This is a genomic window from Hyphomonas sp. (genome assembly GCF_017792385.1).
GTDB lineage: Bacteria > Pseudomonadota > Alphaproteobacteria > Caulobacterales > Hyphomonadaceae > Hyphomonas.
On record NZ_CP051230.1, the window covers coordinates 1,010,535 to 1,032,578 of the forward strand.

At 63.1% G+C, this 22,044-nt stretch carries 22 protein-coding genes; 12 read left to right on the forward strand and 10 right to left on the reverse strand.

Annotated elements, in window-relative coordinates:
• Window positions 1–97: 97 nt before the first annotated feature.
• From pyrF to HF955_RS05040, 3 genes are read right to left on the reverse strand one after another with little or no spacing between them, the layout of a single operon-like run.
• Window positions 98–997, reverse strand: coding sequence for an orotidine-5'-phosphate decarboxylase (gene pyrF / locus HF955_RS05030; protein ID WP_291078416.1), 900 nt, complete (start codon window positions 995–997; stop codon window positions 98–100).
• On the reverse strand, window positions 994–1,815 hold the full coding sequence (locus tag HF955_RS05035) for a serine protease (protein WP_291078418.1): 822 nt from the start codon (window positions 1,813–1,815) through the stop codon (window positions 994–996). Before HF955_RS05035 ends, pyrF begins: the two co-directional genes overlap by 4 nt.
• 19 nt (window positions 1,816–1,834) lie before the next feature.
• Complete coding sequence (locus HF955_RS05040) at window positions 1,835–2,266, reverse strand: DUF350 domain-containing protein (RefSeq protein ID WP_291078420.1); 432 nt, start codon at window positions 2,264–2,266, stop codon at window positions 1,835–1,837.
• A 93-nt stretch (window positions 2,267–2,359) separates the two neighbouring features.
• On the opposite strand from HF955_RS05040, the gene HF955_RS05045 reads away from it, so the two are divergent.
• The 5 genes from HF955_RS05045 to HF955_RS05065 are packed head-to-tail and all read left to right on the forward strand — an operon-like array spanning window position 2,360 to window position 5,044.
• Entirely contained in the window at window positions 2,360–3,142 is a 783-nt protein-coding gene (locus tag HF955_RS05045) for a 3-hydroxybutyrate dehydrogenase (RefSeq protein WP_291078422.1), read from the forward strand.
• A gap of 54 nt (window positions 3,143–3,196) precedes the next feature.
• The gene (locus tag HF955_RS05050) at window positions 3,197–3,559 is read left to right on the forward strand and encodes a hypothetical protein (RefSeq protein WP_291078424.1); all 363 of its coding nucleotides are present in this window, start codon (window positions 3,197–3,199) and stop codon (window positions 3,557–3,559) included.
• Between the two features lie 46 nt (window positions 3,560–3,605).
• Window positions 3,606–4,253, forward strand: a complete 648-nt coding sequence (locus HF955_RS05055) for a hypothetical protein (protein WP_291078426.1) — start codon at window positions 3,606–3,608, stop codon at window positions 4,251–4,253.
• Between the two features lie 18 nt (window positions 4,254–4,271).
• Window positions 4,272–4,661, forward strand: coding sequence for a heavy-metal-associated domain-containing protein (locus HF955_RS05060; protein ID WP_291078428.1), 390 nt, complete (start codon window positions 4,272–4,274; stop codon window positions 4,659–4,661).
• Window positions 4,658–5,044, forward strand: coding sequence for a hypothetical protein (locus tag HF955_RS05065; RefSeq protein WP_291078430.1), 387 nt, complete (start codon window positions 4,658–4,660; stop codon window positions 5,042–5,044). Before HF955_RS05060 ends, HF955_RS05065 begins: the two co-directional genes overlap by 4 nt.
• Window positions 5,045–5,080: 36 nt before the next feature.
• Here the strand turns inward: HF955_RS05065 and HF955_RS05070 are convergent, their stop codons facing one another.
• On the reverse strand, window positions 5,081–5,716 hold the full coding sequence (locus HF955_RS05070; protein WP_291078432.1) for an SCO family protein: 636 nt from the start codon (window positions 5,714–5,716) through the stop codon (window positions 5,081–5,083).
• A 62-nt stretch (window positions 5,717–5,778) separates the two neighbouring features.
• Between HF955_RS05070 and HF955_RS05075 the strand changes: the two genes are divergently transcribed.
• The 3 genes from HF955_RS05075 (at window position 5,779) to HF955_RS05085 (ending at window position 10,116) form a co-directional block, all read left to right on the forward strand.
• The gene (locus HF955_RS05075; RefSeq protein ID WP_027839818.1) at window positions 5,779–7,149 is read left to right on the forward strand and encodes an ActS/PrrB/RegB family redox-sensitive histidine kinase; all 1,371 of its coding nucleotides are present in this window, start codon (window positions 5,779–5,781) and stop codon (window positions 7,147–7,149) included.
• A gap of 47 nt (window positions 7,150–7,196) precedes the next feature.
• Complete coding sequence (locus HF955_RS05080) at window positions 7,197–7,769, forward strand: ActR/PrrA/RegA family redox response regulator transcription factor (RefSeq protein ID WP_036263301.1); 573 nt, start codon at window positions 7,197–7,199, stop codon at window positions 7,767–7,769.
• Window positions 7,770–7,878: 109 nt separating this feature from the next.
• Window positions 7,879–10,116, forward strand: coding sequence for a TonB-dependent receptor (locus HF955_RS05085; protein WP_291078436.1), 2,238 nt, complete (start codon window positions 7,879–7,881; stop codon window positions 10,114–10,116).
• A gap of 2 nt (window positions 10,117–10,118) precedes the next feature.
• Here HF955_RS05085 and HF955_RS05090 read toward each other — a convergent pair whose 3' ends face one another.
• Window positions 10,119–12,170, reverse strand: coding sequence for a glycosyltransferase family 39 protein (locus HF955_RS05090; protein ID WP_291078438.1), 2,052 nt, complete (start codon window positions 12,168–12,170; stop codon window positions 10,119–10,121).
• Window positions 12,171–12,336: 166 nt separating this feature from the next.
• Between HF955_RS05090 and HF955_RS05095 the strand changes: the two genes are divergently transcribed.
• Window positions 12,337–13,068 carry a glycosyltransferase family 2 protein gene (locus HF955_RS05095; protein ID WP_291078439.1) on the forward strand — a complete coding sequence of 244 codons (732 nt, stop codon included), beginning with the start codon at window positions 12,337–12,339 and terminating at the stop codon, window positions 13,066–13,068.
• An 85-nt stretch (window positions 13,069–13,153) separates the two neighbouring features.
• Here HF955_RS05095 and ccrA read toward each other — a convergent pair whose 3' ends face one another.
• Window positions 13,154–14,410, reverse strand: coding sequence for a crotonyl-CoA carboxylase/reductase (gene ccrA, locus HF955_RS05100; protein ID WP_027839814.1), 1,257 nt, complete (start codon window positions 14,408–14,410; stop codon window positions 13,154–13,156).
• Between the two features lie 163 nt (window positions 14,411–14,573).
• Here ccrA and HF955_RS05105 point away from each other — a divergent pair, with 163 nt between their 5' ends.
• The gene (locus HF955_RS05105) at window positions 14,574–15,458 is read left to right on the forward strand and encodes an aminotransferase class IV (RefSeq protein WP_291078441.1); all 885 of its coding nucleotides are present in this window, start codon (window positions 14,574–14,576) and stop codon (window positions 15,456–15,458) included.
• Here HF955_RS05105 and HF955_RS05110 read toward each other — a convergent pair.
• Complete coding sequence (locus HF955_RS05110) at window positions 15,404–15,706, reverse strand: SemiSWEET transporter (RefSeq protein ID WP_291078443.1); 303 nt, start codon at window positions 15,704–15,706, stop codon at window positions 15,404–15,406. The two genes, HF955_RS05105 and HF955_RS05110, sit on opposite strands and share 55 nt — an antisense overlap.
• A 99-nt stretch (window positions 15,707–15,805) precedes the next feature.
• Complete coding sequence (locus tag HF955_RS05115; RefSeq protein WP_291078445.1) at window positions 15,806–16,321, reverse strand: hypothetical protein; 516 nt, start codon at window positions 16,319–16,321, stop codon at window positions 15,806–15,808.
• 126 nt (window positions 16,322–16,447) lie between these two features.
• On the opposite strand from HF955_RS05115, the gene HF955_RS05120 reads away from it, so the two are divergent.
• Both HF955_RS05120 and rimK read left to right on the forward strand, forming a co-directional pair.
• Entirely contained in the window at window positions 16,448–18,433 is a 1,986-nt protein-coding gene (locus tag HF955_RS05120) for a protein meaA (RefSeq protein WP_291079300.1), read from the forward strand.
• Between the two features lie 80 nt (window positions 18,434–18,513).
• Complete coding sequence (gene rimK / locus HF955_RS05125) at window positions 18,514–19,923, forward strand: 30S ribosomal protein S6--L-glutamate ligase (RefSeq protein ID WP_291078447.1); 1,410 nt, start codon at window positions 18,514–18,516, stop codon at window positions 19,921–19,923.
• Here the strand turns inward: rimK and HF955_RS05130 are convergent.
• Together HF955_RS05130 and HF955_RS05135 are read right to left on the reverse strand one after the other, a co-directional pair.
• Entirely contained in the window at window positions 19,920–21,188 is a 1,269-nt protein-coding gene (locus HF955_RS05130) for a multidrug effflux MFS transporter (RefSeq protein WP_291078449.1), read from the reverse strand. The genes rimK and HF955_RS05130 overlap by 4 nt on opposite strands.
• A gap of 130 nt (window positions 21,189–21,318) precedes the next feature.
• Window positions 21,319–21,900 carry a hypothetical protein gene (locus HF955_RS05135; RefSeq protein WP_027839808.1) on the reverse strand — a complete coding sequence of 194 codons (582 nt, stop codon included), beginning with the start codon at window positions 21,898–21,900 and terminating at the stop codon, window positions 21,319–21,321.
• Window positions 21,901–22,044 lie beyond the last annotated feature (144 nt).

The following is a 22,044-nucleotide window of genomic DNA, read 5'->3' on the forward strand; positions in this document are numbered from 1 at the left end:
CGGTTCCTCTCCCTGTTCGTTTCCTCGAAACGGTCTGACGCCGCTTTCCCGGGAAAGAGTAGAGGAGGCGGGCCGATTGTCGAGACCTGTCTCAAGGTCAGGCGTGCGTGTCAGCCCCCTGCCCGGCATGGACGGACAGGTCCGACTGGGCCGCGTCAATGGCCGTCTCGATCAGGGCGCGCCAGGCGACAAGATCGGTCGCTGTATCCGATCCTTCAGGAAAGGTGACAGACCGGGAGGCGTTCACCACGCCGCCTTCAAGCCGGTCGCCGATCCGCGCAAAGCCGGCAAGGGCATCGGCCGCCCCGCCGCCTTGTGCCCCGTAGCCGGGTACAAGAAACAGCGCGTCAGGCGCGAGCCGCCGCAGGTGACGGGCTTCCTCCGGGCCGGTCGCGCCAGCCACCAGCATCAGGCTGGACCAGTTTTCGGGGCCTTTCAGGCGCTCAATGGCCGGGGCGAGCGCCTCGACGACGCGCGCATAAAGCGGGGCGCCGTCCAGGTCCCGGGCCTGGAAATCGGCCGAACCCGGATTTGACGTGCGGGCCAGCACCACCACACCTTTTTCATTGGCCTCGGCCTGATCGAGGAAGGGTTCCAGCGTGTCGAGGCCCATATAGGGATTGACCGTCACGGCGTCGGACGGAAAGGGCGCCGTGTTGGCGAGATAGGCCGCTGCATAGCCCTTTGCCGTGGTGCCGATGTCTCCGCGCTTGGCATCGGTGATGACGATCAGGCCCGCTTCGGTTGCTGCGGAACAGACGCGCTGAAGGGCCCGCAGGCCGTCCGGACCGTGGCGTTCGAACAGGCCGACCTGCGGCTTGACGATGCCCGCGCGCCCGATTGTGGCAGCCACCACCGCCTCCCCCCATGCGGCCAGGCCTTCCGGCGTATCCCCACCGAACAGGGTGGGCACGCGCCCCGGATGCGGATCAATGCCCACACAGAGGGGGCCTTGGCGCCGGACAGCACCGATGAGGCGGGAAGCAAAATGTGTCATGGCGTGACCCGGCAGGCGACCTTTACGACCTGAAGACGCCGGCGGGCATTGTCCGACATCGGGCCATAGGTCTCTTCGGCAAAAATTTCGGCGGGACCGTCCTCACGATCAATGCTGAGACTGGTGAGAAAGGCGTCGATAGAGGTTGGCGCGGCTGTATAGATGCGACCGCGGCGCGGGCTTTCGGCAACGATCACGCCGCGCACGGCGCCCCCCGCATCAAAGACCGGACCGCCGGATATGCCGCCCAGCGAGCCGGTGAGGCCGCGCGTGCGCCCGATCTCGGCCCAGGCCAGGATGGGTTCTGCCCCTTCGCGGCGGCCACGCGTGATGAGTTTCGAGCGGGACATCAGCTTTGTGGCCACTTCACCCGGCCGCCCCTGGGGGTAGCCGACATGATAGCCCGGCGTGCCAATGCGCAGCGGGGATTCAAGGTCCAGCTTGACGGGGTTCGGGCTGCGCCCCGTGGAGAGCAAGGCAAGGTCATGGTCAGGATCGACGACGATGCTGTCGACCGGCACATATTGTCCGGGGGCGACCAGCAGGCCGACCGAATTGCAGCCGTCCACGACATGGCGGGCAGTGATCCATTGGCCTTGCTTGTTGACGGCAAAGGCGGTGCCGATGCCATCCTTGGGCTCACTGACCTGAACCAGAACCTGTTCATCAAGCGGCGATGGCGGCGGCAGGGTGGGCCCGTCGGCCTCGATCACGGATTGTGGCGGCTCTGGCGCGTCGGCCTTGGGATCGCGCGCGAACAGGGTCCAGACGACGACGCCCAGCACCAATGCGTAGATCACCCAGTCAAACGAACGCATCCCTGTCGACGCCTCTCCTTCAGAATCTCTGCAATACCGGGTCCCACAGGCCCGCGGCGATGATCATGGCGGAGGCGAGCTTGGCCGAGATCAGGACGACAGCCGCGCCGGCCTCTTCCTTCTCGATCCGCTTCGGAATGTCGGTCAGCAGCACATCCACAAGGCGATAGACCAGAAGCTGGATCAGCAGGGATACCACGCCCCAGATCGCCAAATCTATCAACGTGACGCTTGAAGCTAGACAAGAGGCGATCGGAATGGCGAGGCCGACAATCGCCCCCGCCAGCGCGAAGCCCGCTGCCGAATTGCCCGCCTTCACGAGGGCCAGTTCCTTCCAGGGCGTCAGCAGCACGTAAATCGTGCTGGCGACGGCCAACATGCCACCTGCGGCAGCCGTCCACAGGAGGAAGCGTGGGAACGCCTCGACAAAGGCAAGAGTTTCACCGCCCATAAACGCTCGCAAATTCCTCTAAAATCGATTGACCCGAACTGAGCCAGTCTTATCCCTAACCATAGCACGCGACAGCCTCAAGGAGACATATTCATGATCAAGGGGAAAACCGCCCTCGTTACCGGCTCTACCAGCGGCATCGGCAAGGCGATTGCCGAGCGGCTTGCCCAGGCAGGCGCGAATGTGGTGCTGAACGGGTTTGGCGATGCAGACGAGATCCAGTCTCTGCAGGCTGAAATGGAAGCGGAACATGGCGTACGTGTCGGATATTCCGGGGCAGACCTGACGAACCCCGAGGCCATCGAGGAGATGATGGCCCATGTGGACAGCGAGTTCGGCGGCACGGATATCCTGGTCAACAATGCCGGAACGCAATTCGTCTCGCCGCTGGAAGAGTTTCCAGTGGCCAAATGGGACCTGATCATGGCGCTGAACCTGTCGGCGGCCTTTCACACGACCCGGCTGGCCATCGGCCCAATGAAAGCGAAAGGCTGGGGCCGCATCATCAATACCGGGAGCGCCCATGCCAAGGTGGCCTCTCCGTTCAAGTCCGCCTATGTCGCGGCCAAGCATGGCCTGTCGGGCCTGACCAAGGTGACGGCGCTGGAGGGGGCGGAACATGGCGTTCGGTGCAATCTGGTCTGTCCCGGCTATGTGCACACGCCTCTGGTCGATGGCCAGATCGACGATACGGCCAAGGCACGGAACATGAGCCGCGATGAGGTCGTCAAGAACGTGCTGCTGGCGGCCCAGCCGACCAAGCAGTTCGTGACGGCAGAGCAGATCGGCGGCTTCGTTGCCTTCCTGTGTTCGCCGGACGCGGACCAGATCAATGGCGCAGACCTGTCGATCGATGGTGGCTGGGTGGCGCAATAGCTCCCTGAACCGTCATTTGACCGATCGGTGGCGAAACGTGATATACGGCGTGTGATGTTGCACAGGATCGCCCTTCTCTGCCTCAGCCTGTTGCTGATGACGTCCGGCACGGCCAGCGCCGTGCAATCTGGATGTCCGGCGGCCAAGGCCAGCCAGATGAGCCATGCCATGGCGAGCGATTGCCATATGGACATGGGGGGCGTGGACATGGGCAAAGTGACCCCCGCCGGCCCTGAAGCGCCCGACATGCCGATGGACGAAACCGCCTGCTGCTGTCCGGCCATCGTGGCGGCCCTGCCGCCTGCACCCGTGCCGGCGGACAGCACGGACGCCTATCCGCCCCTGTTCGACATGCCTCTGGACGCCGACCCGGTGTCTGTCGCCTTTGTGCCGGAGCCGCCGCCTCCCCGGGCCTGATGTTTCCCGCGAAACATCCCTTCAACCCGGAACAAAGGAGAAGGCCTTGTCCTTCCTGTCCCGCGCCGCACCTCTTGCGGCATGCTTTGCCTGGGTGGCACATGCCCCCCTGGCAGAGGCCCGTCCCGTCTCCTATCCCGGCGGCTGGACGGTCATGCAGATGAACAATGGCGATGGCTCGTCCGTTCATGTGCACTATTCACCCACGGCCTCGGATTCGATCGGCTTCTATGCCGAGCGGAACTGGGCGGAAGACGTCCAGTTTACCGGGCTCCAGTACAACCGGCTATTGAAACGCTGGAACGGCCCCAAAAGCCAGGCGAACACCTATCTCAAACTGGGTGTTGGCGAGGCAGATCCGTTCGGGCCGGACTCCGGAGAGCTGTCCGGCTTTGCCGGTTTCGCCGCCGATTGGGAGACAAGGCGCTGGTTCACCTCCTATGAGGCAAGAGCCACCGACTATGCAGGCAATCAGAGCCTGCGCCACAGCGCCCGGCTGGGTGTCGCGCCCTATATCGGCGATTTCGGGGATCTCCACACCTGGCTCATGCTGCAGGTGGACAATCATCCGGAAGCCGACGAGCCCACCACGACAACCCCCCTCGTCCGGTTCTTCAAGGGCGTCCAGATGGTCGAGATCGGCTACACGCTGGAGTCGGACGAATTGCTTGCGAACTGGATCATCCGGTTCTGACCCCAAAGGAAAACACACATGAAACTCACAAAAACCGCGCTCAGCGCCCTCGCCCTGTCCCTGCTCGCCATGCCGGCCCCGGCCGAAGAGACGATGGATCATTCCAAAATGGACCATTCCGCCCATGCCGGAATGGAGATGCCCGCTGACACCGGAGCAGATCCGGCCATGTCGGCTCAAACCGTTACAGCCAAGGTGAATGGCCTGGTCTGCGATTTCTGCGCCCAGGCGGTGCGGAAAGTGTTCAAGAAGCAGGAAGCGGTCGAAAGCGTAAAAGTGGATCTGGACAATGGCGAGATTGTCCTGGGCCTGAAGGCCGGCGCCGACATGGATGACGAGACCATCGGCAAGCTGATCCGCAAATCGGGCTATTCCCTTGTCAGCATCGACCGGGGAGACGGCGCATGAGCAGCGAGGTAAAGGCCCCCAGCACGCTGCCGGCTTTCCTGTCCCTGTTCACCTCGACCGGAACCCTGATTTGCTGCGCCCTGCCGGCACTGCTGGTCAGCATTGGAGCGGGCGCGGTGATGGCCGGCCTGATCGAGGCGGTGCCACAGATCACCTGGCTGGGCAGGAACAAGGTGCTGGTCTTCTCCATCGCCGCCGCGATGATTGCGGTGGCGGGGGCATGGCAATGGCATGCGCGCTCACTGCCCTGCCCGGTTGACCCGGCAAAGGCGCGGGCCTGCACACGCGCACGTCAGATCAGTTGGGTCGTGTGGTGGATCAGTGTCGCCGCGTTTGCCATCGGCGCATTCTTTGCCTTTTTCGCGGCCAGCCTGCTCGCCTGATCCGGCCGGGGCCTGTCCAAGCGGCGGGCCCCGTGCCTATTCGGCGAGCAATTCGCCGAGACAGGCCGCAATGCTGTCAGCCGTGTCTTCATGCGTGAAGAAGGTCTTCAGCTGCCAGTCCTCGTCCATCAGGTAGAGCAGCGAAGTGTGATCCATCGTGTATTCCGACTGGCTGTCGGACTGTTCGACCCGGGAATAGTCGGACAGGAATTCGTCCGCAGCCGCCCGAACCTCTTCGTCCGTGCCGGTCAGGCCGACCAGGTTTTCGGGAAAGCGTGGTGCCTTTACATAGCTGGCGAGCACATCCGGCGTGTCACGTTCCGGATCCACCGAGATCAGGACAGTCTGCGGCGGTTCCATGCCTTCCGGCAGCTGCTCATAGGCGCGCTCGACCGTGACTAGCGTCATCGGACACACGTCCGGGCAATAGGTGAACCCGAAATAGACCAGGGTGGGCCGCCCCTTGAAATCCGCTTCTGTCACGCGGTCACCGGCCTGATTGATCAGCGAGATCGGGCCACCGATTTCCGGATAGGCCCGGCTGAGGCAACTGGCCTGAGCACCGCCTGAGCGGGCCGTCTCGGCTGGAACGGATTCGTTGGACGGAGAACAGGCCGCCAGCAGGGCGGCCGCCGCGCAAGCGGACAGGGAAAGGCAATGTCGGATCATCATGAGGGCGATATGGCGCGCAAGCGGTGCTTGGCGCAAGCGTCACGCTGCCGCATAAGGCGCAAATGGACGATTCAGCGCGCGATGGGCACTTCGATCTGGATGATGCGATCTTCACCCTGCCTCCCGAGGGGCTGGGTTCGGCGCAATCTGCCCTGGGGCGGACCCGCCTGCGCACCTTCATCACGCTGCGCTGGTTGGCCGTGGCCGGACAGACCGCTGCCGTGCTGTTTGTGGCCTTCGGCCTCGGCTTCGACATGCCGCTGGCGCTGTGCCTGGCGATCATTGCCGCATCGGCCTGGCTGAACGTGTTCCTGTCCTTCGCCTTTCAGAGCCAGCGCCTGACGCGCGGATGGGAGGCGACGCTGCAACTGGCCTTCGATACGGTGCAACTGGCCGCGTTGATTGCGGCAACGGGTGGATTGTCGAATCCCTTCCTGCTGCTGCTGGTGGCGCCGGTAACCGTGGCCGCCCTCAGTCTCAGCCCGTTCCGGGCGACTTTGATTGCACTGCTCGCACTCATACTTGCGGGCCTCATGCCCCTGATTCACCTGCCCCTGCCTTGGGGGGTGGCGGATACGAGCATTGCCCTGCCGCCCCTGTTCCAGCTCGGCCAGTTAATGGCCCTGGCGGTCGGTGTGGTATTCTTCGCCCTTTCGGCTGCGCGCGTCAGCCAGGATGAAGCCCGCCTCGTCCGCGCACTGGACGCCGCCGGCGTGGTGATGGCACGAGAGCAGCGCCTGTCGGCACTTGGCGCCATGTCCGCCATGACGACGCATGAATTGGGCACTCCACTGGCCACCATTCACCTGGTCGCAAAGGAATTGCAGGCGGATCTCGATCCGGACGATCCGCGCGCCGAGGATATCACACTGATTGCCGAACAGGCTGACCGGTGCCGCAGCATCCTGGCGACGATCCGGGAAGCGCGCGAGGCGACTGACATCGTGCACGCGCAGATCCCGCTGGACGCCCTGGTGGCCGAGGCCGCCGCACCGTTCAAGGGGCTGGGCGTGGACGTGCGTGTGCGCGCAGAAGCAGGCGAAGGCGGCGCCCCTCGCGCGCCCGTGCTGAAGCGAAGCCCGGAAGTGCTGCACGCTCTGGGGGCCTTCATCGAGAATGCGGTCAGTTTTGCTGACACGCGGGTCAATGTCGTCGCCACCTGGACCGCCGACCAGATCGTGATTTCCATCAGCGATGACGGCCCCGGATTTGCGCCGGAAGTGCTGCCCAAACTGGGCGAACCCTATGTGTCCCAACGCGGCGAGGCCCATTTGGGCGGCGGCGACATGGGACTCGGCTTTTTCATCGCCAAGACCCTGATCGAGCGGACTGGCGGACGGATCGCCACGCGCAACCGCACACCGCCCAAGAAAGGCGCCGTGGTTCAGACCCTGTGGCCACTGCGCAATTTGCAGGCATCTGACTTGGATTAATTGGCGGTTCAGACCTATATGACGGATATGTCATCGAGGAAAAGCCAATGGACCGGCCTGTAAATGTGAATTTGCACGAGAGCCTCAAGAATGTTGAGGACCGCTCATGTCTTGTCATGGATGATGACGGACCATTTGTGCAACGCATGGCCCGGGCCCTGGCCCAACGCGGGTTCGTCGTTTCGGCGGTGTCCTCGGTCTCCGAAGGCAAGGACATTGCCCGCCTGAACCCACCGGCCTTTGCCGTTCTGGACCTGCGTCTGGAAGACGGAAGCGGCCTGGACGTGGTGGAAGTGCTGCAGAAGCACCGGCCAGACGCCCGCGCGGTCATCCTGACCGGATACGGGGCCATTGCGACCGCCGTCGCGGCCGTGAAGGCTGGCGCCGTCGACTATCTGTCGAAGCCGGCAGACGTGGAAGACATCATCCGGGCCCTTACGGCCTCCCCGGACGAGAAACCTGCACCGCCGGAAAACCCGATGTCCGCCGACCGGGTTCGCTGGGAGCACATCCAGCGGGTCTACGAATTGTGCAATCACAACGTCTCGGAAACCGCGCGCCGCCTGAACATGCACCGCCGGACGCTGCAACGCATCCTGGCGAAACGCGCCCCGCGCTAAACCCGGTTCCTGCAGCAGTGTTGCCGGAAAGCGTCGCTGCGCGCTGCACTGCTGCCCTGTCCGACTAATGCAGTTGCGTCTCATTCCGGGCGGCTGGTAAGCGCCGCTCATGAAAAGCCTTCTCTGCTCCGCAGCCCCGCTCGTTCTCGCTTCATTTGCCCTGCCCTCCCACGCGCAGACCGGCGATGCACCCAGCCGTCTCAACCCTGTCGTGACAACCGCGACGCCGTCCGCCGCGCCTCTTGCAGACATCCCCATGTCTGTGGGCGTCCTCGCCGCTGAAGACCTGTCTCTGGCAGACGCCTATGTGAGCGCCGAAGACCTGACCGACTTGATGACCGGCGTCGAGGCCGCTGTGGCCAATGGCACTCAGGTCGCCTTCCAGATCCGCGGCATTGGCGCAGTGGATCACCAGGCCCTGACCCCGACCGCCGCCGCGGTCTATTCCGATGGCGTGTACCTGGCGACCAATGTCCAGACCGGTCTGATGCTGTATGATCTGGCCCGGGTCGAGGTTCTGAAAGGGCCACAGGGAACACTGTACGGCCGCAACGCGTCCGGTGGCGCGATCAATTTCGTGACGGCCCGCCCGGGCGAGGACCAGCGCCGCTTTGTCCGCGCGGGATATGGAAATCTGGACCGTTTCGATCTGGACGGGGCCTATGGCGAAGCCTTCGACAATGGGTTCAGCTACCGGCTGGCCGGGCGATACCTGTCCCGGGACGCAGCGCTCGACAATGTCGCCGGACCGAAGGATGCCGGCGGTGTGCGGGACGAATTCGGCCTGCGGCTCGGCCTGAACTGGGAAGAGTCGCTGGGCGGCTCGCTTCTGGTGCGCATCCATTATGAAGAGGACAATGGCGTCAATGCCGCGCCGCGCAATGACACGCTGGACCTGGGCGATCACCAGATCGCCGTCGGCAGCGACGGGATTCAGGACACTGACAATGAATTCCATGGCGTCTCGGCAGAGTATTCGCGCGCGCTGGGCGACTGGTCCCTGACCTCCCTGACCGCGTTCGAGGGCTACAATCAGGACTACGGATTCGACTTTGACGGTGCAGTGGCCCTGTTCGGCAATCCCGGCTTCGACGCCAATCTCGCCTATATCCGCGACTTCCGGCAGTATTCCCAGGAATTCCGTCTGCAGAGGGACTGGACAGGTGGCAGCACCCTGTTTGGCGCGTCCGGCGCGCTGGAGGATTTCAGCCAGACCTACACAATCTGGTGCGGAGAGCTGGACCCTGCCACATTGCTGGGCACCTGCCCCTATGTCGGCGCTGCCAGCCGGGCCGGCCCCGCGCCGGTTTCCGATACGCGCGCCATGACGCTGGTCACCGACACAAGACAGGATCGTTCGGCACTGGCATTGTTTACCTACAATGAAGTCGACCTGTCGGATCGCCTGACCGCCACGCTTGGTGCACGGATCACGCATGAACGGATCGAGGGTCAGGGCAGCGGACGCCACATCTTTGAGGATGGCACGATCGGGTACAACAATGTCAGCGGCCTCGGCCTGGCGGCCGGATCAAACGCGATCGAGGATACACGCCTGTCCGGAAATGCCGCCCTGTCCTATGCCATCGGACACGGTAATGCCTATGTGTCCGTCTCCAACAGCTACAAATCCGGCGGATTCAATGGCGAGGTTCAGAACAATTCGACGCATTTCGACGATGCCGGACTGTTCGATGCCGAAACTGTCACCGCTTACGAAGCCGGCTACAAGGGCCGCACAGGCAAGCTGGCCTATAATCTGGCGGCGTTCGTGCAGGATTACCGCGATCCCCAGGCCCGGATCTTCGTGACCTTTCCATTGCCTGATGGGTCGAGCATCACGTCCAATTCACTGTCCAATCTGGACGAAGCCATATCCTATGGCCTGGAAGCGGATTTTTCCTGGCAGACCACGGACCGGCTCTCCCTGGATGGTGCGGTCACCCTGCTGGAGACGGAGATCGATCAGACATCCGACATTGGCGGCAATGCCGGCAAGTTCGACGGCAACCCCCTGCCCTTTGCGCCGGATGTTTCTGCGACGCTGGGAGCGCGTTACGCATTTGCCCTGACCGACACGATCGATGCGAGCCTCGCCGCCCATGCAAAGTATCGCGGGGACTATTATCTGGACCCGGAAGGGCTGGACAGCCGGATGCAGGACTCATTCACCACACTGCAGGCCGAAGCCGGGTTCGCCTTCACCGAGACGGGACTGGTCGTGACACTCTGGGGGCGGAACCTGACCGATGAGGATTATGCGGTCTCCGGCTACGGCTTTATCGGCTATGACACGTTCCGGTCCGATCCGCGCACATATGGCATTCGGATCGGCTACGAATTCTAGCCTCAGCCGGGGCAGCCGCCATGATCGAAGCGGAGGGCCCGGAAGTTTACCGGGTCCCCATTCGAATAGTTCAGCGCGTAATAGGATTCCGTTTCCGTTACGCAGAGCCCCATCCGGTCGGCCTGCGCACGCAAATGGACGAGTTCATCCTGAATCGGCGGCTCGGCCTTCCGGTCCTCGAGATTGACCAGATAGACAACCGGATAGGCTGACAGGTCTTGCGGCAGGTCCAGCGGGGTTTCCGGCGGATGCAGGTTCTGCGTGCCGAGGGTGAGGATATAGGAGGGCTCAGCATAGCCGAGCGCCAGGATGCGGTCCGGTGCAGGCCAGTCGCAAGCCTCGCCCGGAACGCCGCAGACATCCTCCAGCGCCAGACGGGCTGTCTCGGTCGGCTGCACCCAGACCTGGCTCGGCAACATGAAGATACGCACATGCCAGCCAATCGCCACCGCGGCGTAGATGGCGAACATGGCGGCATTACACTCATGGCGGCGCGCAAATTCGATGATCGCGATGCCGCACAGCGCAAAGCCGACCCACCAGAACCAGAGCGGGAATTCGCGATACTCTGTCCAGTTGGCCAGCACGTCCTGCGGGAAGGCCGTCGAGAAATCCCCGGCCGTCTCGGCCATGAAATAGGTCGTCACACCGGGGAAGGAGACCGCCAGAAGCAGGATGGCGCCCAGTGCGAACAGGGCGATCGACACCCAACGCGTCACAGGCCAGTACTCCCCTTCCATCATCTTCGTGGCCGCGTATCCCGCCAACAGGCCGAAGGCCGGATAGGCCGGAAGGATGTAATGGCTGAGCAGGGTGGGCATCAGCTCGAAGAAGGCATAGGTCAGGACGGCCCAGGCCGCCAGCAGGCGGATGGCGCGGGTTTCCTCCGAAATGACCTCCTCGCCCACGGGCCAGCGGGTCATCCATTGATCCCGTCCGGAGGCCCACCAGAAGAAGACCAGCAGAAGGGCCGGCCAGGCCGGCAGGGGCTTCAGCGTGGCAATCGTGTTCAATGCCTGCCCGGCCAGGCCGCTGTCAGGGCGCGGCAGGAAGGGCAGCAGATAGTTCAGGACCAGAAGCCCGGCAAACAGGGCTGCCGCGATCAGGACCACATGTTTCAGCCATGCGACGCCGCGCGCCCTGGCCGGACCGATGGTCTTCCACGCCGCCACGAGGCCCGGCACGAAAAACAGCGTGGCCGGGAAGAACCAGGCCGGGATGTGGGTGAGATGGTAAAATGCCCAGCCGCCATGCCCTTCGGAGGCGCCGGTGAACTTGTCCTTGAGGTCCTTGCCGACCGCGCCCTTGATATACTGGCCGTCGGTGGCGGCCTGGATCCAGAGGAACCAGGGCAGCACCATGGCCACGAAGATGGCCGGCCCGGGCCACCAGAGCAGGACCCGCCACCAGTCTCCGCCCTTCCCGTCCGTCGCCTTGGTCCAGACCCAGGCGCCGATCCCGGCATAGGCGGCCACCATGGGGGTGACCGGGCCCTTGATGAGAAAACTGGTGCCCATGCAGGCCCAGAACAGGAGCGCCATCGCCTTGGACTGATCCCGGCGCATATAGAGCCGCGCCAGCGCGCCGATGCTGAGCGTGGTCAGGAAAACCAGCATGCCGTCCGTCTTGGATATGTGCGCCTCTGAGGTCAGCAAAAGGGTGGCGCCGAACAGGGCAGCGCCGACAAAACTGGCCCGCCTGCCGACCAGCACGAGGCCGGTCCAGAAACAGGCCAGCGTGCCGAAAGCTGCGCCGAGCCAGCTGGGCACGCGATAGGTCCAGATCTGTTTGGCCTCCGGACCCGTGAACACGGCGGTCGAGGCCGCCTGCAGCCAGTGGATGCCGGCGGGCTTCTTGTTGCGCAGCTCGTCCTGGTACTGGATCCGGATATAATCCTGCTCTTCCAGCATCTCCTTGGATGCCTGCGCGAAGCGGCTTTCGTCCCGATCCAGCGCTGGCAGGCTGAAGACGCCGGGCGCGGCCGCGCCGAATGTGAGGATGAACAGGACGAACCAGGGCTTCCAGCCGGTTGAAAGTCGGTCAAGCAAAGTCATGATTGCCGTTTACCTTGTTCCTCCCCGCCCGTCTTCAGCCATTTGCGGTGAGATTCATAGCGTGACAAATGCGCCCCGGGGCTCGCCTTGGACGAAAACGCTTTGTATGAGCGTGCGAAACCGCCCCGTCATGTGAACGGGGCCTGATGTCTGAAAGGTGCCAGCCGTGGCCCAATCGCCTGAGTTTTCCGTCGTCGTGCCGGTTCACAATGAGTCCGGAAACGTTGAATCGCTGATCAGCGAAATTCACCGCGCGCTGGATGGCCGCGCCTTTGAAATGATCTTCGTGGACGATGCGTCCTCCGACGATACGCGGGCGCGTCTGGTGGAACTGAAGGCGCGATTCCCGATGCTGCGCGTTGTGGGCCATCGCAGCAATGCCGGGCAGAGCCGCGCCATCCGGTCCGGCATTCTGGCGGCGCGCGCCCCGGTGATCGGCACGCTGGATGGAGACGGGCAGAATGATCCGGCGGACCTGCCGGACCTTTACCGCCAGCTGACCCGTGCGGACGCGCCGCACACGCTGCAAATGGTGATGGGCCGGCGCACCAAGCGCAAGGACACGGCCTGGAAACGGTTTGGCAGCCGGTTTGCGAACAATATCCGCAAGCGGATGCTGAAGGATGATTGTGATGATGCCGGTTGCGGCGTGAAGGCCCTGCGGCGGGACGCCTATCTGCACCTGCCCTATTTCGATCACATGCACCGCTACATGCCTGCCCTGATGCGGGCGGAAGGCTTCGATGTCGAGTATCGCGACGTGAACCATCGCGAGCGCGGATCGGGCAAGTCCAACTATACCAATTTCGGCCGTCTGGCTGATGCCCTGTCGGATTTGCGCGGTGTCATGTGGCTGATCCGCCGCCGGCGCAATCCGGGCGGCATGGACGAGCTGTAGCCGGACCCTCTTAATCCGGAACGAATAAGCCCCCGCCTGCGCACTGCCGGCGGGGGCTTTTGCATGAAAGCGGAAAATGGCCCGGTCAGGCCTGGCCGCTGACCGCCAGAACGTCTTCAACCGTGCGCAGGCCCGGCTTGGGCGAGGTGACCAGAACGGCCATATTGCCCGGCAGGTGCTTGTTATCGAGCATCTTTTCGTGCGCTGCCGGAATGTCCGCCCAGGGGAAGACTTCCGACATGCCCGGATCGATCCGCCGGTCAATGACCAGCTTGTTGGCCGCCGACGCCTGTTTGAGGTTGGCGAAGTGGCTGCCCTGAACCCGTTTCTGGCGCATCCAGAGGAAGCGGGCATCCATGGTCAAATTGAAGCCGGTCGTGCCGGCGCAGATGACCACCATGCCGCCGCGCTTGACGACAAAGACCGAGACCGGGAACGTGGACTCGCCGGGATGTTCGAACACGATGTCGACATCCTGCTTGCCGGTGATCTCCCAGATCGCCTTCCCGAATTTCCGCGTCTCTTTCATGTAGTCGCCGAATTCCGGACCATTGACCGTGGGCAGTTGGCCCCAGCAATTGAAATCCTTCCGGTTCAGCACGCCTTTTGCGCCAAGCGACATGACGTGGTCGAACTTGTCATCCGAAGACACGACACCGATGGCGTGTGCGCCCGTGACCGCGCAGAGCTGGACGCCGAAACTGCCGAGACCGCCGGACGCGCCCCAGATCAGCGCGTGTTCACCCGGTCTCAGAATGTGCGGGCGATGTCCGAACAGCATCCGGTAGGCCGTTGCCAGTGTCAGCGTGTAGCAGGCACTCTCTTCCCATGTCAGATGTTTCGGCCGTGGCATGCACTGACGCGCCTGGACCCGGCAGAACTGGGCAAAGGAGCCGTCCGGGGTCTCATAGCCCCAAATGCGCTGGCTGGGCGAGAACATCGGATCGCCACCATTGCACTCCTCATCGTCGCCATCATCCTGATTGCAGTGAATGACGACTTCATCGCCCGGCTTCACGCGCGTCACCTTGCGGCCGACAGCCCAGACGATACCGGCGGCGTCAGAGCCGGCGATATGGTAATCCTGCTTGTGGATGTCGAACGGGGACACCGGTTCGCCGAGACCGGCCCAGATGCCATTGTAATTGACGCCAGCCGCCATCACGAGCACCAGCACCTCATCGGAATCGATTTCCGGCACGGGCACCTGTTCCAGCTGCATAGCGGTCGACGGGCGGCCGTGGCGCTCGCGCCGGATCGCCCAGGCATGCATCATTTTCGGAACGTGGAACTCCGGCGGAATCTCGCCGAGTTCATAAATGTCTTTTGTCTCCCTTGCCATGGCAGGGGGGCCCTCCTCCTTGATTTCACTTCCGGAAGGGATCGTCGCACGTTTATTCTGTGACTTCACAAACCATCCGGTTACGGCCACCTTGGCCGGAGAGTGCACGGCTTGCAAGGAATTTGTTGCACTGCACAAAACATTGGATCGAGGCGTTGCATTCATGCCAATCGGCGAAACGGTTTACCTGAACGGCGCGTTCACCCCGCGGAAGGAAGCCCGGATTTCCCCGCTGGACCGGGGCTTCCTGTTTGCCCATGCCGCTTATGAAGTGACGGCGGTTTATGGCGGCAAACTGATCGACTTCCAGGGTCATGTGTCGCGCCTCGGCAACACCCTGGACGCAATCTGCATTCCGAATCCGCATGACGCCGCCGAATGGGAGACCATTCACCGCCGACTGATTGCGGAGAATGCGCTGGACGAGGGCCTGATCTATCTTCAGGTGTCCGCCGGGGCCTATGAGACAAGGGATTTCGCCGGACCCGATTTGTTCGAGCCGACAATCCACCTGTTTGCCGACCAGCGCCCCCTGGTCGGAGAGGCTGCGCGCACCGGGATCAAGGCGATCTTCCTCAACGATATCCGCTGGCGGCGGCGGGACATCAAGACCACGCAGCTCCTGTCACAGGCGCTGGCCTATCGCACGGCCCGGGACGCCGGAGCACAGACGGCGTTCATGGTGGAGGATGGATTCGTGACGGAAGCCGCCTCCGCCAATACCTGGATGGTGACGCAGGATGATCGCATCCTGACCCGGAACCTTTCCAGCGACATCCTGCCGGGCATCACCCGCGCCCATGTCATCGCGCGGTTGCGCGATCTGGGCATGGATGTGGAGGAGCGCGCCTTCACGCCGGACGAAGCCTATGAGGCGAAGGAAATCTTCACCACATCCGCCGGCGCCCTCATCGCACCGGTGATCCAGCTGGAAGACCAGCCTGTCGGCACCGGCGCGCCCGGACCCGTCACGCGCCGTGTCCAGCGTCTGTACTATGAAGCCATCGGCGTGGATGTGGAGGCCGTCTCGCCCTGGGTCCTTGCCTGAAAACTGTTGCGGATCTTCAGGAACAGGATCACCGCAGCCAGCAGAAGGGTGATGATATTGGCGATGATCATCGGCAGTGAGCCCAGCAGGAAGCCATAGACCAGCCAGCCTGCGACGCCGGTGGTGAACATGACATACATCACCATGGAAATGCCTTCCGTCCGGCCGGTGCGGATGACGAGTAGCGCCTGTGGCAGGAAAGACAGGGTGGTGAGCGTGGCAGCGAACAGGCCGATCAGGTCTGGCATCAGGGAAACTCCGTGGGCGCGCGGCCGCTATACTTCAATTGCCGCGCCTGCGATACCGCCCTGCGCGCCTGAAATGTTTACGCTAACGGAATGGCTGGCCTAATCCCGGTCCAGCACTTCTCCCTCAATGATGTCTCCCGGCCCCTCCCCGGCGGGGGCGGATCCTTCAGCGGGAAACCCGGCCCGGAACTGGCTCATCACGGCCGAAACCTGTGATCCGGCAATCCGCGCGCTGATGCCATTGGCCAGAAGGGCGAGACCGGTCACAGCACAAACCAGACCGGCATCCACGAGTCCAACGCCCCGCGCGAGCGCCGTCTCCCGGAACAGCGCCAATATGCCGAGGCAGACAATGAACAGGCCCGCGAGCAGGCCCGCGCGTATGGCGAAACCCGGCAGAAGGCCCGTGACCTGCGGATAGCCTTCATGACCTGCCACGCGATGCAGCCGGAACCGCTCAACCCAGCTGGTGACCAGCATGCCGGCGGCCAGTGCCGCGACGGTCAGGACACTGCGCTCCATCAGGGCAGCAACGACCACACCCAATGGGAATGTAATCAGGGCGAGCACCCTCAGCAGAAGGGCGGTCTGGATCGGGCTGGAAGGCTGGGACACGTTCGGACTCCTCTCGCTTTCATCTGGTTGCTCAGACATCCTGACGCAAGCACGGACGCTTGCCTTGTGACGTGGCACACGGCATGCTGCGCCGCAACAAAACAAGGGGAGATATCCGTGGCAGACATGGACAAGACATACCAGCACGCGCCGGACCGCCCGTGGATATTCCGGACCTATGCCGGTCATTCGACGGCGGCAAAGTCCAACGAACTCTATCGCGGCAATCTTGCAAAGGGCCAGACCGGCCTCTCCATCGCGTTCGATCTGCCCACCCAGACCGCTTATGACGCCGATCACATCCTGTCGAAGGGCGAAGTCGGCAAGGTGGGGGTGCCCGTGAAGCACCTCGGAGACATGCGCAAGCTGTTCGACCAGTTGCCGCTGGAGGAAATGAACACGTCCATGACGATCAACGCGCCGGCGGCCTGGATGCTGGCGCTGTATGTGGCACTGGCAGATGAGCGCGGCGATGACCGCAAGAAGCTGCGCGGCACCACACAGAACGACATCGTGAAGGAATACCTGTCCCGCGGGACCTACGTGTTCCCGCCGGAACCCAGCCTGCGCCTGATCTCTGACATGGTCAGCTGGTGCTATACCGAAGTCCCGAAATGGAATCCGATGAATGTCTGCTCCTACCATTTGCAGGAAGCGGGCGCGACGCCGGAACAGGAGCTGGCCTATGCGCTGGCGACCGCCATTTCCGTGCTGGATACGGTGAAGGCGGGCGGACAAGTTCCAGAATCAGACTTCGAGACCGTGTTCGGACGGATTTCCTTCTTTGTGAATGCCGGAGTGCGTTTCGTTACAGAACTTTGTAAAATGCGTGCCTTTGTGGAACTTTGGGAAGAGATCGGCCGCGAACGCTATGGTGTGACAAGCCCCAAAGCCCTGCTGTTCCGCTATGGGGTGCAGGTCAATTCGCTGGGCCTGACCGAACCCCAGCCTGAAAACAATGTCTATCGCATCCTGATCGAGGCGATGGCGGTGACACTGTCGAAGAAGGCCCGGTGCCGCGCCCTGCAATTGCCCGCCTGGAACGAGGCGCTCGGCCTTCCGCGCCCCTGGGACCAGCAATGGTCTCTGCGCCTTCAGCAGATCCTGGCCTATGAAACGGATTTGCTGGAGTTTGAAGACATCTTCGATGGCAGCCACGTCATCGAGTCCAAGACCGAAGAGCTGAAAGCGCTGGCCCGCGACACGCTGGCCGATATTGATGCGCGCGGCGGGGCGACCCAGTCGATCGACTTCATGAAGGAAAGCCTGGTCGGCGCGCATATCGAGCGCATCAAGGCCATCGAGAGCGGCGAGCTGACCGTGGTGGGCGTCAATCGCTATACCGAAAGCGAAGCCAGCCCGCTGGGCGCAGGCGATGGCGCAATCCAGACGGTCGACCCTGCCGAGGAATCCGCGCAGGTCCGCGACCTGAAGGAATGGCGCAGCCAGCGCGACCAAGCTGCGGCAGATGAAGCGCTCGCCAATCTGAAGCAGGCCGCCCTGGACGGCACGAACATCATGGAGCCATCCATCGCCTGCGCAAAGGCCGGTGTCACGACCGGCGAATGGGGCACCGCGATGCGGGAAGTGTTCGGCGAATTCCGTGCCCCCACGGGCGTCGCCATGGTTATCAAGACCGAAGGCGAAGAGACGACGGCCGAGGTTCGCAAGGAAGTCGACCGCGTGTCCGAAGCGCTCGGCCGTCAGCTGACCTATGTGCTTGGCAAGCCCGGCCTTGATGGCCACTCCAACGGCGCCGAGCAGATTGCCGCGCGCGGCCGGGAAGTGGGCATGAATGTCGTCTATGAGGGCATCCGCTTCACGCCGTCCGAGATCGCCGCGCAGGCAAAGGAAAACAATGCCCATGTCGTCGGCCTGTCGATCCTGTCCGGCAGCCATCTGGACCTAGTGCGCGAAACGATTGCCGAGCTTCGCAAGGTCGGCCTCGACAATGTCCCGGTCGTTGTGGGCGGCATCATCCCACCGGAAGATTCCCGCGCCCTTCGCCAGATGGGCATCGCCCGCGTCTATACGCCGAAGGATTTCAAGATCACCGAGATCATGGGCGACGTGGTGGGCATCGTCGAGAAGGCCTGGCTGGTTGAGGGCTGAGCCCTACATTCTGCGCATTGTAGATTGAATACCTGACGGTTCGCCTTTATCGGGCCCGAACAAGCAGGGAGGCTTTCGCGATGCCCCATTCCAAACCTTTTGAACTCGGCTGGGAAGAGTGGCTCGCGCTGCCCGATCTCGGCCTGCCAGCCATCAAGGCGAAGGTGGATACCGGCGCGCGGACATCTGCGCTGCATGCCAGCATCATCGAGCCCTTCGGCCCGTCGGATGCGCCGCAGGTGCGCTTCCTGATCCAGCCGGACCCGAACAATCCGGCGCTGGAGGTGACCTGTTCGGCGCCTGTCGTCGATCGGCGTGACGTGACCAGTTCAAACGGCGAAACCGAGCTGCGCTATGTGATCCAGACCGATGTGGACATGGGTGGCCGGCGCTGGCCGATCCAACTGACCCTGACCAATCGGGAGAGCATGTCCTATCGTATGCTGTTCGGGCGCGGCGCGATCCAGCCGGACATGATTGTGGATGCCAATGCCTCCTTCCGCCAGCCGAAGCTGGACTTTGCCGCCTATTCCGGCCTGCCCAAGAAGAAGCCGGTCAAACGGCCCCTTCGGATCGCGCTGCTGACCCGGGAACCGAAGAACTATTCCAGCCAGCGCCTGATCGAGGCCGCACAGGCCAGGGGGCATGTCATCGAAGCGATCGACACGGCCCGCTGCTACATGCAGATCGGCACGACGCATCCGGAAGTGCATTATGATGGCAAGGCGCTGCCGCGCTATGACGCCGTCATTCCGCGGATCGGGGCCGGCATCACGGATTACGGCCTGGCTGTGCTGCGGCAATTCTCGAACACGGGCGCCTTCTGCCTCAACGGGGCCAGTTCGATCGGCCATTCGCGCGACAAGCTGATGGCGCACCAATTGCTGGCCCGCGCCAAGATCGACATGCCGGTGACCGCCTTTGCCCACAGCCCGAAGGACACCAAGGATCTGATCTCGCTGGCCGGCGGCGCGCCGGTTGTCGTGAAGCTGCTTTCGTCCACGCAGGGCAAGGGCGTGGTGCTGGCCGAGACCCGCAAGGCCGCCGAAAGCCTGATCGATGCCTTCCGGGGCCTGGACGCGAACTTTCTGGTGCAGGAATTCGTCGAGGAAGCCGCAGGCACGGATGTGCGCGCCTTCGTGATCGGCAACAAGGTTGTCGGCGCAATGAAACGCCAGGCGCAGAAGGGGGAGTTCCGCTCCAACCTGCATCGTGGCGGCACGGCCTCGACCATCAAGCTGACGCGGCAGGAACGCGATACCGCCCGGGAGGCCGCCAAGGTGATGGGCTTGCGTGTGGCGGGCGTTGACCTTCTGCAGACAGATAACGGACCGAAAGTCCTGGAGGTGAATTCCTCCCCCGGCCTCGAAGGCATTGAATCCTCGACCGGCAAGGACATTGCCGGCCTGATCATCGAACATCTGGAAAGCCAGGTCCGGCCTCTTTCGCGGGTGCGCGAACCCGCGACCCGGCGGAAGCGGGCCCCCTAGCGGGAGCTGAACAGCTGTCCCTTCTCCGTCAACAGCACGACCATCAGGGATCCGAGACCAAGACAGACAAAGCCGATCATCAGGGGCAGTGTCGAGCCATTGTAAAAGCTGCCGATGGCCATGCCGAGCAGGCTGGACACGGTTGTGGTGGCGAACCCATAGGCGGCAGACGCCGTGCCCGCAATCTTGCCGAGCGGCTCCATTGCCAGCGCCGAGAAGTTTGCGCCCATCAGGCCGAAACAGGCAAAGGTCAGCGCAAACATCGGGAAGAACCAGTAGAGGCTTTCGCCGAACAGAAGCGTGATGACGACCAGTGCAGACGACATGATCAGGAAGAAGACCATGGCCCCATGGCTCATGCGGCGCATGCCGATCCGTTCCACGACGCGCGAATTCAGGAAATTGGCTGCGGCCAGCGCGGCCGCAATGCCCGCAAACCAGAACGCAAAGGATTCCTCTTGTCCGAACACATCGCGGAAAACCTGTTCGGAGGATCCGATGAAGGAGAACAATGCCCCGAATATGATGCCGGACGCGCACATATAGCCAAAGGTCACGCGGCTGCGGCCGACAGCCAGATAGCTACGGAATGCGGACCCAAGGTTGAGCGGCGTGCGCGAATCCTCTCCCAGTGTCTCTGGAAGGCGCATCCACGTCCAGACAAGCAGTGCCCCGCCAAACAGGGCCAGCACGCCGAAAATCCACTGCCAGGGCGCCACGAACAGGATGACCTGGCCAATCGCCGGCGCGATCATGGGCACGATCATGAATATGGTCATGACCAGGGACATGAAGCCGGCCATCTGGCGGCCGGCATACAGGTCTCGAACGACGGACACCGCCACGAGACGTGCGCCGGACGCAAACACTCCCTGCAGGAAGCGCGCAACCAGAAGGGCCGTGAAATCCTTCATCAGGACACAGAGCAGGGCAGTCAGGATGTATCCGGACAGGCTGATGAACAGCGGGAGCCGGCGACCGAACCGGTCCGACACCGGTCCCCAGAAAAGCTGGGGCGCCCCGAAGCCGAGAATGTAGGCAAAAACGATCATCTGTTGCCGGTTGGCGTCGCCGGGCGCACTGTCGGACAGGCCGAGCGAGGCCGCGATCTCCCCCAGCGCCGGCAGCATGATGTCGATGGCCAGCGCGTTAAGCGCCATCAGGGCGGCGACCATGATCACCATCTCCGTCCGCCCCGGAACGGAACGGCCATGGGCACCCGTCACAATGCGGGGCTGGGAGGATGGCATTTCGCTGTCGGGCATCGGTGGGCGGTTTCCCCTGAACGGTCGAGTCGGCCAATCTGGGTCCTTCGGTTCGAAAACACCAGTGCCCGGGCCAGAAAAAACCCCGCCGGTGGGGCGGGGCTGGAATGCGGATATGCAGGGTTGCGGCCTAGCGTTCCTGCGGGCGGACGATGTTTCCGCTGAGATTGAAGACCACCTGCTCGGCGTCGAAATAGGCGGCATCGGCCGGCTTCTCGCCCTTGCCCATCAGGATTTCGGCAGACGCGACATAGCGGGTGCGCTCGCGATACTCCGAAGGTCCGCCCCAATAGGGGTCATAATAGCCAAGCGCGCCAACGCGGGGGCGGTGGAACGGGTTGCGGTAATACGCGGCGTGCGGGCCGTAATAGGCGTAATGGAGATGAAAATGGTCGTAGAAGGGCGAATAGGCACTGCTGCCGACCGGAACGAGCCGACTTTCGGAATCGGTCTCCCGGCGCACGACCCGGAAATGGTCATAGCCATTGAGGCGGGTAAGCTCGGCGGCGCGATAGAGCAGATAGGTTTCCACCGTTTTCCGGTCCGTCAGCGAATTGCCCGAGAACTGGACCTGGAACCGGTTGGATTCGATCTGTTGCTCGGAATAGCCCCGATTGCTGTCCGGCGTGGCAGCCTGGTACGGCGTCGCGGTGGCACAGGCCCCCAACAGGACAAGCCCGGCAAGCGCGCTGATGGGCAGGAATCTGGTCATGGCAACAACCCTCCAAAAGCAATCGTCACAGCAGCTTATGGGGGAAACCTGCTGAACGCCAGTTGAACCGGCATCACGTTTCAGCGAGCAGATCGTTCCCGAGGGCAGTTGACGGGGGCATGAAAAAGGGCGGCCTTCCAGCCG

Bases quoted from the DNA above. Each gene is read 5' to 3' on its own strand.
- pyrF (WP_291078416.1), bottom strand. From the start codon at position 997: ATGACACATTTTGCTTCCCGCCTCATCGGTGCTGTCCGGCGCCAAGGC.
- HF955_RS05035 (WP_291078418.1), bottom strand. From the start codon at position 1,815: ATGCGTTCGTTTGACTGGGTGATCTACGCATTGGTGCTGGGCGTCGTC.
- HF955_RS05040 (WP_291078420.1), bottom strand. From the start codon at position 2,266: ATGGGCGGTGAAACTCTTGCCTTTGTCGAGGCGTTCCCACGCTTCCTC.
- HF955_RS05045 (WP_291078422.1), top strand. From the start codon at position 2,360: ATGATCAAGGGGAAAACCGCCCTCGTTACCGGCTCTACCAGCGGCATC.
- HF955_RS05050 (WP_291078424.1), top strand. From the start codon at position 3,197: ATGTTGCACAGGATCGCCCTTCTCTGCCTCAGCCTGTTGCTGATGACG.
- HF955_RS05060 (WP_291078428.1), top strand. From the start codon at position 4,272: ATGAAACTCACAAAAACCGCGCTCAGCGCCCTCGCCCTGTCCCTGCTC.
- HF955_RS05065 (WP_291078430.1), top strand. From the start codon at position 4,658: ATGAGCAGCGAGGTAAAGGCCCCCAGCACGCTGCCGGCTTTCCTGTCC.
- HF955_RS05070 (WP_291078432.1), bottom strand. From the start codon at position 5,716: ATGATGATCCGACATTGCCTTTCCCTGTCCGCTTGCGCGGCGGCCGCC.
- HF955_RS05075 (WP_027839818.1), top strand. From the start codon at position 5,779: ATGGACGATTCAGCGCGCGATGGGCACTTCGATCTGGATGATGCGATC.
- HF955_RS05080 (WP_036263301.1), top strand. From the start codon at position 7,197: ATGGACCGGCCTGTAAATGTGAATTTGCACGAGAGCCTCAAGAATGTT.
- HF955_RS05085 (WP_291078436.1), top strand. From the start codon at position 7,879: ATGAAAAGCCTTCTCTGCTCCGCAGCCCCGCTCGTTCTCGCTTCATTT.
- HF955_RS05090 (WP_291078438.1), bottom strand. From the start codon at position 12,170: ATGACTTTGCTTGACCGACTTTCAACCGGCTGGAAGCCCTGGTTCGTC.
- ccrA (WP_027839814.1), bottom strand. From the start codon at position 14,410: ATGGCAAGGGAGACAAAAGACATTTATGAACTCGGCGAGATTCCGCCG.
- HF955_RS05105 (WP_291078441.1), top strand. From the start codon at position 14,574: ATGCCAATCGGCGAAACGGTTTACCTGAACGGCGCGTTCACCCCGCGG.
- HF955_RS05110 (WP_291078443.1), bottom strand. From the start codon at position 15,706: ATGCCAGACCTGATCGGCCTGTTCGCTGCCACGCTCACCACCCTGTCT.
- HF955_RS05120 (WP_291079300.1), top strand. From the start codon at position 16,448: ATGGACAAGACATACCAGCACGCGCCGGACCGCCCGTGGATATTCCGG.
- rimK (WP_291078447.1), top strand. From the start codon at position 18,514: ATGCCCCATTCCAAACCTTTTGAACTCGGCTGGGAAGAGTGGCTCGCG.
- HF955_RS05130 (WP_291078449.1), bottom strand. From the start codon at position 21,188: ATGCCCGACAGCGAAATGCCATCCTCCCAGCCCCGCATTGTGACGGGT.
- HF955_RS05135 (WP_027839808.1), bottom strand. From the start codon at position 21,900: ATGACCAGATTCCTGCCCATCAGCGCGCTTGCCGGGCTTGTCCTGTTG.